The sequence below is a fragment of the Dokdonella sp. genome, assembly GCF_019634775.1.
Taxonomy (GTDB): Bacteria; Pseudomonadota; Gammaproteobacteria; order Xanthomonadales; family Rhodanobacteraceae; genus Dokdonella.
The window spans coordinates 262,509-277,444 of the sequence record NZ_JAHCAS010000002.1; the positions used below are offsets into that span (position 1 = coordinate 262,509).

The window sequence follows — 14,936 nt, forward strand, 5'->3', positions numbered from 1 at the left end:
CGTCATTGTGCGGGCGTGCCGTGCGCGGCGGTTCAGAACAGCAGCGACGACATGCGCCGCCGATAGGTGCCGACGAGGTCGTCATCGTCGATGACGTTGAACGCGGCGATCAGGCGCTTCTTTGCGAGACCTTCCTGCCATTCGCGGTCGGCAGCGAGATTGGCCAACAGCGCGTCGAGCCCGGCAGCCGGATCGCCAGCGACGATCAGGCGCACGCCGAGCAGGTCGCGTGAGGCGAGATCGGCCGGGTCGCGTTCGAGGCGGGCATGCAACTCGGCCAGCGATGGCGCACCCCTCAGCAGGGCGGCGAGTTCGAGCTGGTTGCGCAGGCGCTTGGCACGATCGTCGGCGGCGAGGTTGGCCGGCAACGCATCGAGTTCGGCTTCGGCTGCGGCGGATTCGCCGCTCTGCATCAAGGCGACCGCGAGGTCGAGCCTGAGTTCGCTGCGCTCGGGTTCGGCGGCGATGGCTTCACGCAGGCGCGTGATGGCCTCTGCCGGCGTCTCCTCGATCGCCGTGCCGGCATCCGCGTCCGCCTCGGCATCGAGCGGTTGCACGTGGCGCAGCAGGAATTCGCGCAGTTGACTCTCGGGCAGGGCGCCGGCGAAGCCGTCGACGATCTGGCCGCCCTTGATCAGGGCCACGGTCGGGATGCTGCGCACGCCGAACATGCCGGCGATCTGCTGCTCCTTGTCGACGTCGACCTTGGCCAGGCGCACCGCGCCATTGAAGCTTTCGACGATCTTCTCGAGCAGCGGGCCGAAGCTCCTGCACGGGCCGCACCACTCAGCCCAGAAGTCGACCAGGACGGGTCGGTCGAGCGAGGCCTGCAGTACGTCGACCTCGAAGTTGGCGGCGCTGGCGTCGAAGACGTGCGCAGAGGCGGTGGGAGAGTTGGTCGTCACGGGCGGTTCCTGCTGGCGGTCGTCCGGCTCCAGATCGGGCCGCGCGGCAGGATATCAAGCAATCCAACCGGTCCCCGAGAGGGCGGGCATGCATGGGAGAGGCATCGCCCCTGAAGGAGCTCCTGCATGCGTTGTTGCAGGGGGTGCGTGGAATCTGGCCGTTGTCATCGCGCTTTTACGTGGAATGGACGACGGCGTGCCCAGCGACGAAATCCCATGCAGGCCGCGAAGTAGGCACCTGCGCGGACGAGCGCCGGGAACCGCAGCCGTTGCGCAAGGTGCGGATCGACATGGACGTCGACCTGCATGCTCCACCAAGGAAACCACACCATGCGTCGATTCCCTCTCGTGGTTTTCACCCTGCTGCTGGCCTGCGCCTGCGGCCTCGCTTTCTCGCAGGTCGCCATCCCCGAACTGCGCACGCGCATCACCGACACCACCGGCACGCTCGATGCCGCCGCCATCGCGCGCATCGAAGCCCCGCTTTCCGCGCTCGAGGCCGGGCAAAGGCACCCAGATTGCCGTGCTGATGGTGCCCACCACGCAGCCTGAGACCATCGAAGCCTACGCGGTGCGTGCCTTCGAGCAGTTCAAGCTCGGGCGTGCCAGCGTGGACGATGGTGTGCTGCTGGTCGTCGCCAGGGACGACCGTGCCGTGCGCATCGAGGTCGGCTACGGACTGGAAGGCACGATCCCCGACGTGACAGCGCATCGGGTGATCCAGGAATATCTGGTGCCGAAGTTTCGTGAAGGTGACTTCGCGGGCGGTATTGCCAAGGCCACGACAGTGCTGGCGGAGTTGATCAACGGTGGATCGTTGCCGGCTCCGATGAGCGCGGCCGTTCAGCATGACTACACGACATCGGACAGTGACGATCCGATAGCCCGAGGCCTGATGGAGCTGATGTTCGCCGGATTCATCACTGCATTCATTGCCGCCGCATTGGGGGCTCACCTGTCCCGTCGAACGCTTGCCGTGATCTTCGCCATCGTTGCCGGGGTGGTCAGCTTCGGCATGTGGGCGCAGAGCGAAGGGGCCTACCCGTTCTGGTTCGTGTTCCTGGGCGCGGCGATGGGATGCGTGATCGGCTATGTGTTCGGCGCGTTGGCAGCATGGTTCGGAGGAAATTCCAACGGCTCCAGCCACGGTGGAAGGCGCTCCGGAGGCGGTCCGAGCAGGCGCAGCTCGAGCAGCCGCTATTCCGGTGGCGGCGGGCGCTCGGGCGGCGGCGGTGCGTCCGGGTCGTGGTGACGCAAGTATCGAGAGAGCCGAGCAAGGGCTGCTATTCCCAGGGATTGCGCAGGTTCACGCCCATGCCGGCGAAGCCTCCCACATCCCGCGTCGCCACACCCAGGCCGTGATGGACGGCCGTTGCGGCGATGATGAGATCGGGCTGCGAATGCGTGTGACCGTGTTTGCGGCCCGCTTCCACGAGCAGCCGCCAGGTCAGCATCACATCCTAGGAAACCTCCAGCGTGCGCTGCGCGAACAGGGGGCGCAGGCGCTGGTCCAGCCAGTGCCGCAGGTCGGCGCGCCTGGCCGCATCCGCCACCTGTTCGATGCCGAAACGGATCTCGGCGAAGGAGATGGTGCTGACGTAAAGCTGATCGAGCGAACAGCCCTGGATGAAGTTCACGACCTTCTTCTGCGGTCGTGGCCGGCGCAACTCGGAGAGGACGTTGGTATCCAGCAGCCAGCGGTTCACAGCGCGATGTCACGCACGGGCATCACGCTGCGTTCGGGGGTCAGGTCAATATCGCGATGCGGTGAATCCTGCATGGCCTGGACAAGTTCCCGCCAATCGCGTGTGCCGTGCAGCATCCGGTATTCCTCGGCGCCCACGATCGCCACGGCCTCGCGGCCATGCACGGTGACGTGCTGCGGGCCTTCGTCCTGCGCACGGCGCACCAGCTCGGAAAACCGCGCTTTGGCATCCTGCAGGGGCCAGGGCGTGACCGAAGCGGCTGCACGGATGCAGTGACGTTTTCTGGTCATGCTGACCGGATTACGGAATCTGCCCCGTTCAGGCAAACGGACCGCGCAGCACGATGCCAGCCGCTGCGCGAGGGCAGGCATGTGCGCGCGTCAACGCCGGGCGCGCGCCTTCTTCTTCGGAGCCTTCTTCGTTGCCGCCTTCTTCGCCGCCGGTTTGCGCGCCGCTGCCCTCTTTTTCGCCGCGGGCTTCTTCACGGCAGCCTTCTTCGCAGCGGGCGGCTTGGCTACGTTCACCCTGGCGGTGACGGCGAAGGTGGTCGGGATCGTGCCGCCGGCGCTGCGGATCACGTCGGCGCAATGGTCGCGCCAGGCAGCGAAGGCGTCATTGAGGCCTTTCGCGAACGTGGTCTGGTTGTTCACCGCCGTTTCGAGATTGCCGCGCAGCGAGGCGTCGGGTTCGAGGTTTTTCCAGAACGAATCGCCCGGCATCGCCGCGAGCGAGGTCCAGTCATTGGTCGTCAGCAGCTTCTCGGTCTGCGCCAGCGTGCGCTGGATCGCGTCATCGGTGCCGGCTACGCCGAGTTTCGTCCAGCGCTGCCGGTTTTCCTGCAGCAGGGCGCCGATGCGCATGAGCAGTTCGAGGTTTGCCTTGTACAGCGCCAGGGGGGTCTTCGCATCGAAAGCCATGGCACACCACTGTCAGGGAAGGTGCACCAAAGCTACCCTCGCCCGCGCCGCGTTGCCAGTGTCTGCGGCAGGGTGTCGAGGGTCATTCGGCCGTCGAGCCGGCGCCCTTGTGGATGACACCATCCTTCATGACGAAGGCCACGGCTTCCATCGCGGCGATCTGTTCGAGCGGATTGCCGGGCACGGCGACGATGTCGGCGAACTTGCCGGCGTCGAGGCTGCCGAGGTTTTCGCCCTGGTCGAGCAGTTCGGCGGCGTGCACGGTGGCGGCCTGCAGGGCCGCGGCCGGCGGCATGCCGGCGTCTACCATCAACACGAATTCGTGCGCGTTCTGCCCGTGCGGATAGACCGCGGCATCGGTGCCGAAGGCGATCTTCACCCCGGCCTTCCAGGCGCGCGCGAAGGTGCTCTGGATCTGCGGGCCGACAGCGAGCGCCTTCGGGCGCACGATCTCCGGGTAGTAGCCGGGTGTCTTGGCCTTGTCGGCGACGAAGGCGCCGGCACTGATGGTCGGTACGTACCAGGTGCCGTGCTTCTTCATCAGCGCGATCGTGGCATCGCTCATGAAAGTGCCGTGCTCGATCGAGTCGACACCGGCGACGACCGCACGGCGGATGCCTTCGTCGCCGTGCGCGTGCGCGGCGACACGCATGCCGTAGTCCTTGGCGGTGGCGACGATGGCCTCGATCTCGCTCACGGTGAACTGCGGGTTCTGGCCATTCTTCGCGTACGAGAGCACGCCGCCGGTAGAGGTGATCTTGATCAGGTCTGCGCCCTCCTTGTAGCGCTGGCGCACGGCCTTGCGCGCATCGTCGGCGCCATTGACCACGCCTTCCTTCGGCCCCGGATCGCCGGTCAGTTCGGCATTGCGGCCGTTGGTCGGATCGGCATGGCCGCCGGTGGTGGCGATCGACTTGCCGGCGGTGAAGATGCGCGGGCCGAGCACATGACCCTGGTCGATCGCGTTGCGCAGGGCGATCGAGGCATTGCCGACGTCGCCGAGGTTGCGGATCGTGGTGAAGCCGGCGAGCAGGGTGCGCCGCGCGTAGCCGACGCCGCGCAGCGCGTAGTCGGCCGAATTGAGTCGGAAGCCCTCCTCGTAGCCACGTGCGCTGGTTTCGCCGGTGATGTGGGTGTGCAGGTCGATCAGCCCGGGCAGACAGGTCATGCCGGCGAGATCGACAACGCGTGCGCCGGCAGACGGCTTGCGTCCGGCGATGACCGTCTTGATGCGTCGGCCTTCGACGAGGATCGTGGTCGCGCCGAGCAGCTTGCCGCTGGCTGCATCGAAGGCGCGCTCGCACAGCAGGGTGGTCGGTGCCGTCACCGTCGGTATCTCGGCTACAGCCGCCGGGCTGGCGATGGCCGCGAGCAGGGCGATGGGCAGACGCATGGGAATGCTCCGTTGACGGGAACCTGCATGGTAGCCCGGAACAATCGCTTGAATCCTTCCACCGCCGAAGCTCCATGGATTCGGCTTCGTGACCCCAGACTCGAAGGTGATCGATTCCGGCAACCTGCGCGGCGCTTGGACCCGCGGCGTCGCTGCGCTAGGCTGGCATACTTTTTTCGGCCCCTTGGCGCCTTGGGCGCAGCCCCGACATCATGACTCACGAGAACTACGATCCGCAGGCGATCGAAGCCGCAGCGCAGAACTACTGGACCCGCACGCACGCCTTCGAGGTGAAGGAGGACGACACGCGCGACAAGTTCTACTGCCTGTCGATGTTCATGTACCCGAGCGGTTCGATGCACATGGGGCATGTGCGCAACTACACCATCGGTGACGTCATCAGCCGCTACCAGCGCATGCTCGGCAAGAACGTGCTGCAGCCGATGGGCTGGGATGCGTTTGGCCTGCCGGCCGAGAACGCGGCGATCAAGAACAACGTCGCGCCGGCGCAGTGGACCTACGCCAATATTGAGCACATGCGCGGCCAGCTCCAGCGCCTCGGTTTCGTCTACGACTGGTCGCGCGAGGTCACCACCTGCCGGCCCGAGTACTACGTGCACGAGCAACGCATGTTCACGCGCCTGATGCGCAAGGGACTGGCCTATCGGCGCAACTCGGTGGTGAACTGGGATCCGGTCGACAACACCGTGCTCGCCAACGAGCAGGTCATCGATGGCCGCGGCTGGCGTTCCGGCGCGATCGTCGAGAAACGCGAGATCCCGCAGTGGTTTCTCAAGATCACGGACTATGCGCAGGAGCTGCTTGACGGCCTCGACCAGCTGCCGGGTTGGCCGGATTCGGTCAAGACCATGCAGCGCAACTGGATCGGTCGTTCGGAAGGTCTCGAAATCCGCTTCGACGTGGAGGGCGCGGACCCGGTGACCGTGTTCACCACGCGGCCCGACACCCTGATGGGGGTGAGTTTCCTCTCCGTTGCCGCTGAGCATCCGCTGGCGTTGCAAGCCGCCCGATCGAAGCCCGAGGTCGCCACCTTCATCGAGGAGTGTCGCCATGGCGGAACCGCCGAGGCCGACATAGAGACCGCCGAAAAGAAGGGCATCGACACCGGCCTGAAGGCGATTCATCCGGTCACCGGCGAGAAAATCCCGGTGTGGGTCGCCAACTTCGTGTTGATGAACTACGGCACTGGTGCGGTCATGGCCGTGCCGGCGCACGATCAGCGCGACTGGGAGTTCGCACGCAAATACGACTTGCTGATCCGCATCGTCATCGTGCCAGATGGTGTGCGTGATGCGATCCGCGAGCTGGGTCGTGACGCGCGCGAGAACACCGATCCGATGAGTGCGGCGCTCGGTGCGAGCAAGCCGATCGACGTCGTCGAGCCGGTCGCTGCCGTCGACCTGCTCGCAGACTTCGAACAGCGGATCATTACCGAAGGGGCCTACACCGAGCGCGGTACGCTGATCAATTCCGGCGAGTACGACGGTTTCGATTTCCGCCGCGCGTTCGATGCGCTGGCCGCGCGCTTCGAGAGCGAAGGCCGTGGAGCGCGTCGGGTCAACTTCCGTTTGCGTGACTGGGGCGTCTCGCGCCAGCGCTACTGGGGCTGCCCGATCCCGGTCATCTACTGCCCGACCTGCGCTGCCGTGCCGGTGCCCGAGGAGCAGCTGCCTGTCGTGCTGCCCGAGGATGTCGCGTTCGCGGGCGTGCAGTCGCCGATCAAGGCTGATCCCGAATGGCGCCGAACCACCTGTCCGCAATGTGGCGGTCCGGCCGAGCGCGAGACGGACACCTTCGACACGTTCATGGAGTCGAGCTGGTACTACGCGCGCTACACCTCGCCCGGCGCGGCCGACATGGTCGACGCACGCGTCAAGTACTGGGCTCCGGTCGATCAGTACATCGGCGGCATCGAGCACGCGATCCTGCATCTGCTGTATTTCCGCTTCTACCACAAGCTGCTGCGTGACGAGGGCTTGGTCGATTGCGATGAGCCCGCTGCCAATCTCCTGTGTCAGGGCATGGTCGTCGCCGATACCTACTACCGCGAGAACGCCGACGGCAGCCGCGAGTGGATCAACCCGGGCGACGTCGATGTCGCCCGCGACGAGCGTGGCCGCATCACCGGCGCGACCCTGCGCGCGGACGGCACCGAGGTGCTGGTCGGCGGCATTGAGAAGATGTCGAAATCAAAGAACAACGGCGTCGATCCGCAGGCCATGGTCGACAAGTACGGCGCCGACACGGTGCGCCTCTTTTCGATGTTCGCCGCCCCGCCGGACCAGTCCCTGGAATGGAACGAAGCCGGCGTGGAGGGCATGTCGCGCTTTCTCAAGCGACTCTGGCGCGAGCTGCACGCGCACGTGGCACAGCCCGATCATCCCGAGGTCGACACCACGGCGTTGACGCCGGACCAGAAAGCCCTGCGTCGTCAGATCCACGAAACGATCGCCAAGGTCACTGACGATTTTGGTCGTCGCCAGTCGTTCAACACCGCTATCGCGGCACTGATGGAACTGCTGAATGCGGTGGCGAGGTTTGCCGACATGAGCGACAACGGCCGCGCCGTCCGCCATGAGGCCTTCGAGACGATCGTGTTGCTGCTCAATCCGATCACACCCCACACCTGCCACGCCCTGTGGAAGGCGCTCGGCCACGCCGAAAGCCTGGTCGATGCCCAGGCCTGGCCCAAGGCCGATCCGGCGGCGCTCGTGCGCGATGCGGTCACCCTGGCCGTGCAGGTCAACGGCAAGCTGCGCGGCACGATCGAGTTGGCCGTGTCGGCCGGCAGGGAGGAAGCCGAGCAGGCTGCGCTCAGCGAAGCCTCGGTGCGTCCGCATGTGGAGGGCAGGACGATCCGCAAGGTCGTCGTCGTTCCCGGCAAGATCGTCAACATCGTCGTGGCGGATTGAGCGCACCGCAGCGGAAGCAGGTCCGGCAGCCGGCGTTCGTCCGCGCTGCAGGCAATCAGGACGAACGACAGCAATCGCGGACGCGTGTCACTTCGCGACGGCCTGCTCCAGCACGGCGAGCTGCTGCAGCGAGCGCGCCTGCGGAACCAGGGCAGCGCGCAACACAGGTGCCGCGCTGGCGACCAGTCTGCGCGCCTCCTCGACTTGCCCCGCCGCGTACAGCGTTTCGGCCAGGGCCAGCTGTTCCTGCGCATGACGCGGATGCCCCGGCGGCACTTGTCCGGCAGCGATTTCCAGCGCGTGACGACGTGCGGCGATCCGCTGCGACGCATCGGTCGGATCTTGCGCGAGTTGCGCGCGGAGGCGTTGCGCGGTTGCGCGTACGGAAGGTGTTATTCCGGGGTTCCTTGCAATCGCCGCTTCGACCCCGGCGAGCCGCGTCTGTGCCTCATCCCGGGCGTTGCGCTCCAGGGCGATCTGCACGAGCAGCAAGGCCGATTGAAGGACCTGCCGGTGTTCCGCGGGCAGCGCTGCGCTGCGTTGCCTATGGACATCCTCGGCCAGTGATTGCGCCTCGCCGATGCGTTGCGGCATCGACATCAGCAGGCGCGCCAGATTGTGTGCAGGTACCAGGCGACCGGGGTGGCCCTCGGGCATGAAGCGGTTGCGCAGATCGATGGACTTCCGATAGAGCTGTTCGGCGCCATCCAGATCGCCGCGCTCCTCCAGCAGGGAGGCGAGGTTGTTGTACTGCACGGCGGCCATCGCGCCATCGCCGTTCTCGAGCGCGCGCGCCAGATCCAGGGAGCGCTCGTAGTTGCGCTGTGCCTCGGCATAGCGCCCGGCGTCCTGTAGCGAGGAACCCAGTTCGTTCAGGGCGGCCTGCACCGGTTCGGCCGTGTCGCCGTACACGCGGATACTGCGTTCGAGCAGGTCCTCGAGCACCGCAATGGATTCGTCGTAGCGGCCCAGCGCGGCCAGGTTCTTGCTGCGCCCGTGCTGCGAGTTCAGGGTCTTGGGGTGATCGGGGCCCAGCGTGGCACGCTTGATCGTCAGGGCCTCGTCGTAGGCGGCCAGCGCCTCCGCCGGGCGGCCGTGCTGTTCCGCCAGCCAGGCCAGGTTGTGCACGACCGAGGCCACCTCGATCTGTGCTCCTGCCGATTCGAAATGCTGGCGCGCCTGTGCATAACTGGCTCTCGCATCGTCGAAGCGGCCCAGCGACTGCTCGGCCACGCCGCGAACCATCAGGGCATGCCCGAGCATGCGATCGTCGCGCGGCGACATCGCCTGTGCGTGGGCGAAGGCACGCACGGCGGCGGCGAGCGAGTCGTCGTGACGATCGAGCTGGTTGTAGGCGCGTGCCAGCGCGGTATCGGCACGGATCCGTTCGGCATCCGTGGGTGCGGCGGCGGCATCGTGCCGTGCCGCTTCCAGCAGTTCGATCGCGGGCCCCGGCTGGCCGGCGTTGGCGTAGATCCAGCCGAGGCTGCGTTGCAGGCGCGCGCGCACCGGCGCGCCGTCGGACGAGGCGAGGACATCGAGTCGCTCGCGGCCGAGATCGAGCAGTTCGCGCGCGCTGAGTGGCCGGCCCGGATGCAGTTCCGGGTCCAGTTCGGAAAACAGCTCCACCAGATAGCGACTGGTTTCGTTGGCGACCTCGGCTTCGCGCGTGGCACGCGCCTCGGCGCTCAACGCGCGATCGCGCTGCTGCACCAGATTGACGGCGAACACCACGGTGAGCGCCAGCGCCGCAGCCACCGCTGCGGTTGCCGCCCGATGTCGGCGCACCAGGCGTGAGAGCAGATACAGCGTATGACCACCCACCGCCGCGACCGGCCGTCCCGCCAGCCAGGCCTCGACGTCTGCTGCCAGCGCGAGGGCCGACGGGTAGCGCGCTGCAGGATCGGTGCGCACCGCGCAGCGCGCGATCGTGTCCAGATCGCCGCGCAGGCGGCGCGCGTCGGCGCGCATTGCAGGCAGGGCGGCGGTGGCGGCGAGCTGCGAAGGCGGCGGCAGTTCGACGCTGGCGGCCCGGATGGCATCGCCGCGTTCGGGGACGCTGCCGGCAAGCAGTGCATACAGCACCAGGCCAAGACCAAAGACATCGGTGGCGGTGCTGACCGGACGGCCGAGCAACTGTTCCGGACTGGCCCAGGCCGGCGTCATCAGGCGCGAGGCCGTGGCGGCATCGTCGTGCTCGGTTTCCAGCAGTTTGGCAATGCCGAAGTCGAGCAGCACCGGCTCGGCATCGGCTCGAACCAGGATATTGGATGGCTTGATGTCACGGTGGACCACCATGTGCTGATGCGCATGCGCGACCGCCCGGCACAGCGCCGCAAACAGGCGCAGGCGCGCTTCGAGACGCGGCTTCGCGCGTTCCAGCCAATCCGGCAGCGGTTCGCCTTCGACGTGGGCCATCACCAGGTAGGGTTCGCCGTCCACGTTGGTGCCGGCGTCGATGAAGCTGGCGATGTTCGGATGTTCCAGTCCGGCCAGGGTCTGCCGTTCGCGCAGGAAGCGCTCGCGCGCGCGTGCGGTCACGCGCCCACGGATCAGCTTGATCGCCACCTTGCGTTCGAACGCGCCGTCGGCGCGTTCGGCGAGCAGCACGGTGCCCATGCCGCCCTCGCCGAGCAGACCCAGGACGCGCCACGGACCGATCCGCTCGCCGCCGACGTCGGTGGCGCCCACCACCTCGCGCGCGACCTCGCCGATCAGGTCGGGGATCATGTCACCATCCTGCGCGGAGGCTTGGAGCATTGCTTCCACCTCGATGCGCAGTTCTGCTTCGACGGCTTCGTCTGCGTACACGGCCTCGCGCGCGTCGCGCCCGAGCCCGTGCACGCGATCGAACAGGGCCCGCAGGCGTGCATAACTCATCGGCTCAGGCGCCGTCGCAGCCAGGCCCGGCCGAATTGCAGGTCGCGTTCCACGGTGGCCACCGACACCTGCAACAGACGCCCCAGCTGGCTGGCCGACAATCCGCCGAAGTAGGTCAGTTCCAGCGCGCTGGCGCAGCGCGCATCCTCACGCGCCAGCACCTCCAGCGCCTCGTGCAGGTCGAGGAAGGCGTCGCTGTCCACCGTATCGGCGTCGGCGAGCGTGCTGTCCAGGGTGACCTGCAACCCACCGCCGCCGCGCTTGTCCGCCTGCCTGCGGCGGGCGTGATCGACCAGTACCGCACGCATCTGCAGCGCGGCCAGCGCGAAGAAGTGCTCGCGCGATTGCGCGTCCACGCTCGAATCCAGCATGCGCGCGACCGCTTCGTGGACCAGCGCCGTGGGATTGAGCGTGGCCGGCCCCGAACCGCCCAGACGACCACGCGCCATGCGTTTGAGCGTGGCATAGACCTCGGTGTCGATGGCCGCGCGCGCCGCCGCATCGCCTGCCTGGGCGGCTTGCAGCAGCCGGGTGGTGGCGCCTGGCGTGTTCATGCGGATGCTCGCCTTGGTGGCAGGGGCGGGATCGCCACCAGATGGCGACTGGCGCCGGAGCGCGAGCAATGCGCACTGATCGATGCGCTCGGATCGAGCATCCCGATCGGGCGGATGTTCCGCACCGGTTCGGTGCTGGGGGCCATGCTCATGTGCTGTCGATACCGTGCTGTCGTTGCCGTATGTGTGCCGTTGCCTGCTTCGACCATACCGGCGAAGGTCGTGCCGTCGGCTCGGAGTTTACCTGCCGGAACCGGCGTCGCAGCGGCGACGTTGCGCAACGCTGGGCGCGGGATGCCGCCGGCGGACCGCCGTATCCATGCGGACCCTGGCGACGTCGATGTCGCCCGTGACGAGCATGGCTGCATCACCGGCGCGACCCTGCGCGCGGACGGCACCGAGATGCTGGTCGGCGGCATCGAGACGATGTCGAAATCAACGAACAACGGCGTCGATCCACAGGCCATGGTCGACCAGTACGGCGCCGACCCGGTGCGCCTCGTTGGCGTTGACGCCGGACCTGAAAGCCATGCGTCGGCAGATCAACGAAACGATCGCCAAGGTCACTGACGATTTCGGTCACCGCCAGTCGTTCAACACCGCTATCGCGGCACTGATGGAACTGCTGAATGCGGTGGCGAAGTTTGCCGACATGAGCGACAACGGCCGCGCCGTCCGCCATGAGGCCTTCGAGACGATCGTGTTGCTGCTCGATCCGATCACACCCCACACCTGCCACGCCCTGTGGAAGGTGCTCGGCCAAGCCGAAAGCCTGGTCGATGCCCAGGCCTGGCCCAAGGCCGATCCGGCGGCGGCTTGCTGCGCGTTGCGCCGGTCACCGGCAGCGGAAATCGTCCTCGCCCACCGGCTCGCAACCGTCGCCCCAGCGGCCGGTCTGGCGCCAGTAGTCGGTGACGCCGGCTTCGGTCAGCAGACGCTTGAAGTCGGGATGTGCGCGCAGGGTGGAGTAGGGCGCGTTCCAGAACAGCACGTACGCCTCGTGATGCATGCCGCCTTCGCGGAATCCCGGCCAGGCTTCGAGCGCCTGGCGCAGCGCGGCGACGGCGAGGTCGGCCTCGCCGAGCGCGTCGGCCAGGTTGACGCTGAATTCCAGGTGGCGGGCGCCGCCGCCGTAGGCAGGGTCCGCCAGCGACTTGCGCACGAGGTCGAGCATGGCTGCGCGGTCGCCGAGCACGTCGCCCAGATCATGGAACAGCGGCGTATCGAAGGGCTTTTCCCCGGTGCGCAGCAGGCGCCCGTGCAAGGCCTGCAGTTCGCCAAGGCCGCCGGCCCGCTGGCCGGCAAGCTGGCGGATGAAGGCGACATAGTCGGGCTCGCGCTGGTTGCCTTCCAGTTCCTGGCCGCGCTGGTACTTGGCTTCGGCATCCTCGTAGCGGCGCGCGGCGGTGTAGTCGTATTGCAGGTCGCGCGACAGGAACAGCGCCCTCGGCTCGATCGCGCGCACGCGTTCGACGAGGGCGATGGTGTCCTCGATGTGGCCCATCGCGTAGAGCATGTAGGTGTAGTCCCATACGCGTTCCTTGGTCAGGGGGCCGGCGTCTACGATCGCCTTTGCCAGGGTGATCGCCTCGACACGCTTGCCGTCGCGCCACAGCGCATTCGTGCGGTCGCGCCGGGCCACCCAACTGTCCGGGGCGATGCGGGCAATGTGCTCGCGGGCCTGCCCCGCCTCGGCGCGCAGGGTTTCCGCCTGGGCGCCGCCGACTTCATGGGCGACCGCGTTTGCAGAAACGGCCAGCGCGTCGCGGCACAGCACGCAGGCCGGGTCGAGCGCAACCATCTCGCGCGCCAGCGCCAGGCGCTCGCGGTCGTGTTCGAGGTCGAACTGCTCGCGCATCACGATGTCGCGCCAGCGCAGATAGCGCTCGTAGGCTTCGACATGGGTCGTGCCGCCCTGCTCGCGGCTGTAGGCGGCGACGTCCAGCGTGACGCTGAGTGCAAGGGCGACGTCGGCGGAAATGTCCTCCTGCACGGCGAACACATCGCGCAGTTCGCGCGCGTAGGTCTTCGACCACAGGTGGCTGCCATCGTCGGCGCGGATGAGCTGCGCGGTCACGCGCAGGCGTTCGCCGTCGGCACGCGCGCTGCCTTCGAGCAGGTGGGCGGCGTCGAGCTGGCGGCCGATGTCGCGCAGGTCCTCGCTCCTGCCCTTGAACGAGAAGCTCGAGGTGCGTCCTATCACGCGCAGGGCCGGCGACTGCGCCAGTTGGTTGAGGATTTCCTCGGCGAGGCCGTCGGCGAGGTATTCGTGGTCGCGCCCCTGCGACATGTCGGTGAACGGCAGCACGGCCAGCGACGGCCGTGTCGATGTTTCCACGGGCGCCTGCCGCGTTCCCGGCGCTCCACTCTCGCTGGGTGAGCGTAACAGCCAGGGCGCGGCGACGATGGCCAGCACGACGAACGCGGCGATGGCTGGCCATCGCGGGCGCGCTGGCGCCGCGGCGGTGGGTGTGGCGAAGGGGGGTCGGAATCTTCGCCGCGGTGGGCGCTTCAGCGCTTGCCTCCACGGCTGCTGGGGCATTGGCGGGCGCGGTGATTGCGTCTGTCTCCGGCACGGATTCGGGCAGGTCGAAGCGATAGCCGACGCCGCGCACGGTGTGCGGCCGGCGCGGCTGCTGCGCATCTTCACCGAGTGCCTAGCGCAGCAGGCTCATGATCCGGTTCAGCACGCCTTCGGTGACGTGGCGGTGGCCCCAGACCGCATCGAGGATGTCGTCGCGGCCCAGCACCTGTCCCGGCGCGGCGGCCAGCAGCGCCAGCACGGCGAAGGCCTTCGGCTCCAACGCCTGTTCGATGCCTCCGCGCAGCAACCTGCGGCCGGCGAAATCGATGACCACGTCGTCGAACTCCAGGCGTTTCGAAACAGGTTGCGACATGCGTTCCTCCACCGGACCATCCCGGCACGGGCCAGTATAGGGAACCTCGATCGGCCCCGTTCTTGTTCGTCATCCCGGCCTGAGCAGCTTCACTGCCGGAAACCGCCGGGACGACGGGCTTCTCGACGCTGCCTGCACGAGCGATGGACACCCCCGCTCGCTGCGGGGGCGGCGCGCACCGTATGATCGACATCCCGCATGCCTGCCGATCCACTCCGGAACCCGTACATGATCCCGCGCCGAGTCTCGTTCGTTCTTGTCGCCCTCGCCACACTCGCGCTGAATGCCTGCGGCTTCCACCTGCGCCAGGAGGCGCGCCTGCCGTCCGGCATGCAGCGCGTGCAGATTCTCGGTGCTGAGCCGGTCAGCACGCTCGGGCGCGACCTCGCCAAGGCGCTCGCGCGTGCCGGCGCCGTGGTCGTCGACGCGGCGGGTGAGGGCACCGCGCAATTGCGCATCGGGGTCGACCGCACGAGCACCGACGTGCTGTCGGTCGGCAGCAATGCGCGCGCGAACGAATACACGCTGCGCTATCACGTCGAGTTCGACGTGCTTGCCGCCGATGGCGATCCGCTGGTTCCCAGGCAGGTGATCGAGCTCACGCGCGAGTTCACTTTCGATGCCACGCAGGCGCTCGGTGTGGCCGCCGAGCAGGATCTGCTGACCCGCGAACTGCAACGCGAGATGGTGCAGGCGATCATGCGCCGCATCGAAGCGGGTGCGGAGGCTGGCTGAGCCGGCGTCACCCACA

General features: G+C 67.5%; 12 protein-coding genes and 2 pseudogenes. 4 read left to right on the top strand and 10 right to left on the bottom strand.

Annotation, left to right across the window (positions count from 1 at the left end; genetic code table 11):
* Positions 1-32: 32 nt before the first annotated feature.
* Positions 33-905, bottom strand: a complete 873-nt coding sequence (gene trxA / locus KF907_RS12020) for a thioredoxin (RefSeq protein ID WP_291220679.1) — start codon at positions 903-905, stop codon at positions 33-35.
* 330 nt (positions 906-1,235) lie between these two features.
* Here trxA and KF907_RS15450 point away from each other — a divergent pair.
* Positions 1,236-1,740, top strand: a pseudogene (locus tag KF907_RS15450) (TPM domain-containing protein); the annotation flags it as partial.
* A gap of 448 nt (positions 1,741-2,188) precedes the next feature.
* On the opposite strand, the gene KF907_RS12035 reads toward KF907_RS15450, so the two are convergent.
* From KF907_RS12035 to KF907_RS12055, 5 genes are all read right to left on the bottom strand, one after another.
* Positions 2,189-2,359, bottom strand: coding sequence for a PIN domain-containing protein (locus KF907_RS12035; RefSeq protein WP_291220683.1), 171 nt, complete (start codon positions 2,357-2,359; stop codon positions 2,189-2,191).
* 6 nt (positions 2,360-2,365) lie between these two features.
* Positions 2,366-2,611, bottom strand: a complete 246-nt coding sequence (locus KF907_RS12040) for a PIN domain-containing protein (protein WP_291220684.1) — start codon at positions 2,609-2,611, stop codon at positions 2,366-2,368.
* Positions 2,608-2,982: a type II toxin-antitoxin system Phd/YefM family antitoxin gene (locus KF907_RS12045; protein WP_291220686.1), complete on the bottom strand. Its 375-nt coding sequence runs from the start codon at positions 2,980-2,982 to the stop codon at positions 2,608-2,610. The genes KF907_RS12040 and KF907_RS12045 overlap by 4 nt, the downstream gene beginning before the upstream one ends.
* Before the next feature lie 9 nt (positions 2,983-2,991).
* Positions 2,992-3,528 carry a phasin family protein gene (locus KF907_RS12050; protein ID WP_291220688.1) on the bottom strand — a complete coding sequence of 179 codons (537 nt, stop codon included), beginning with the start codon at positions 3,526-3,528 and terminating at the stop codon, positions 2,992-2,994.
* A gap of 82 nt (positions 3,529-3,610) precedes the next feature.
* Positions 3,611-4,921 (bottom strand): metal-dependent hydrolase family protein, encoded by a 1,311-nt coding sequence (locus KF907_RS12055; RefSeq protein WP_291220690.1) that lies wholly within the window; start codon positions 4,919-4,921, stop codon positions 3,611-3,613.
* A 212-nt stretch (positions 4,922-5,133) separates the two neighbouring features.
* Between KF907_RS12055 and leuS the strand changes: the two genes are divergently transcribed.
* Entirely contained in the window at positions 5,134-7,854 is a 2,721-nt protein-coding gene (gene leuS / locus KF907_RS12060) for a leucine--tRNA ligase (protein WP_291220692.1), read from the top strand.
* 87 nt (positions 7,855-7,941) lie between these two features.
* Here the strand turns inward: leuS and KF907_RS12065 are convergent, their stop codons facing one another.
* Positions 7,942-10,734 carry a serine/threonine-protein kinase gene (locus KF907_RS12065; RefSeq protein ID WP_291220693.1) on the bottom strand — a complete coding sequence of 931 codons (2,793 nt, stop codon included), beginning with the start codon at positions 10,732-10,734 and terminating at the stop codon, positions 7,942-7,944.
* Positions 10,731-11,288 (bottom strand): ECF-type sigma factor, encoded by a 558-nt coding sequence (locus tag KF907_RS12070; protein WP_291220695.1) that lies wholly within the window; start codon positions 11,286-11,288, stop codon positions 10,731-10,733. The genes KF907_RS12065 and KF907_RS12070 overlap by 4 nt, the downstream gene beginning before the upstream one ends.
* A gap of 324 nt (positions 11,289-11,612) precedes the next feature.
* Between KF907_RS12070 and KF907_RS12075 the strand changes: the two are divergent.
* Positions 11,613-12,102, top strand: a pseudogene (locus tag KF907_RS12075) (class I tRNA ligase family protein); the annotation flags it as partial.
* A gap of 21 nt (positions 12,103-12,123) precedes the next feature.
* On the opposite strand, the gene KF907_RS12080 reads toward KF907_RS12075, so the two are convergent.
* Together KF907_RS12080 and KF907_RS12085 are read right to left on the bottom strand one after the other, a co-directional pair.
* On the bottom strand, positions 12,124-13,626 hold the full coding sequence (locus tag KF907_RS12080) for a hypothetical protein (protein WP_291220697.1): 1,503 nt from the start codon (positions 13,624-13,626) through the stop codon (positions 12,124-12,126).
* A 319-nt stretch (positions 13,627-13,945) separates the two neighbouring features.
* A complete protein-coding gene (locus KF907_RS12085; RefSeq protein ID WP_291220699.1) occupies positions 13,946-14,185 on the bottom strand; it encodes a winged helix-turn-helix domain-containing protein in 240 nt (79 codons plus the stop codon).
* Between the two features lie 228 nt (positions 14,186-14,413).
* Here KF907_RS12085 and KF907_RS12090 point away from each other — a divergent pair, with 228 nt between their 5' ends.
* Entirely contained in the window at positions 14,414-14,920 is a 507-nt protein-coding gene (locus tag KF907_RS12090) for an LPS-assembly lipoprotein LptE (protein WP_291220701.1), read from the top strand.
* Positions 14,921-14,936 lie beyond the last annotated feature (16 nt).

What these genes read in the sequence shown, in the direction of transcription:
- KF907_RS12035 (WP_291220683.1), bottom strand. Translation starts at nt 2,359, where the DNA reads ATGCTGACCTGGCGGCTGCTCGTGGAAGCGGGCCGCAAACACGGTCAC.
- KF907_RS12045 (WP_291220686.1), bottom strand. Translation starts at nt 2,982, where the DNA reads ATGCCTGCCCTCGCGCAGCGGCTGGCATCGTGCTGCGCGGTCCGTTTG.
- KF907_RS12050 (WP_291220688.1), bottom strand. Translation starts at nt 3,528, where the DNA reads ATGGCTTTCGATGCGAAGACCCCCCTGGCGCTGTACAAGGCAAACCTC.
- KF907_RS12055 (WP_291220690.1), bottom strand. Translation starts at nt 4,921, where the DNA reads ATGCGTCTGCCCATCGCCCTGCTCGCGGCCATCGCCAGCCCGGCGGCT.
- leuS (WP_291220692.1), top strand. Translation starts at nt 5,134, where the DNA reads ATGACTCACGAGAACTACGATCCGCAGGCGATCGAAGCCGCAGCGCAG.
- KF907_RS12065 (WP_291220693.1), bottom strand. Translation starts at nt 10,734, where the DNA reads ATGAGTTATGCACGCCTGCGGGCCCTGTTCGATCGCGTGCACGGGCTC.
- KF907_RS12070 (WP_291220695.1), bottom strand. Translation starts at nt 11,288, where the DNA reads ATGAACACGCCAGGCGCCACCACCCGGCTGCTGCAAGCCGCCCAGGCA.
- KF907_RS12085 (WP_291220699.1), bottom strand. Translation starts at nt 14,185, where the DNA reads ATGTCGCAACCTGTTTCGAAACGCCTGGAGTTCGACGACGTGGTCATC.
- KF907_RS12090 (WP_291220701.1), top strand. Translation starts at nt 14,414, where the DNA reads ATGATCCCGCGCCGAGTCTCGTTCGTTCTTGTCGCCCTCGCCACACTC.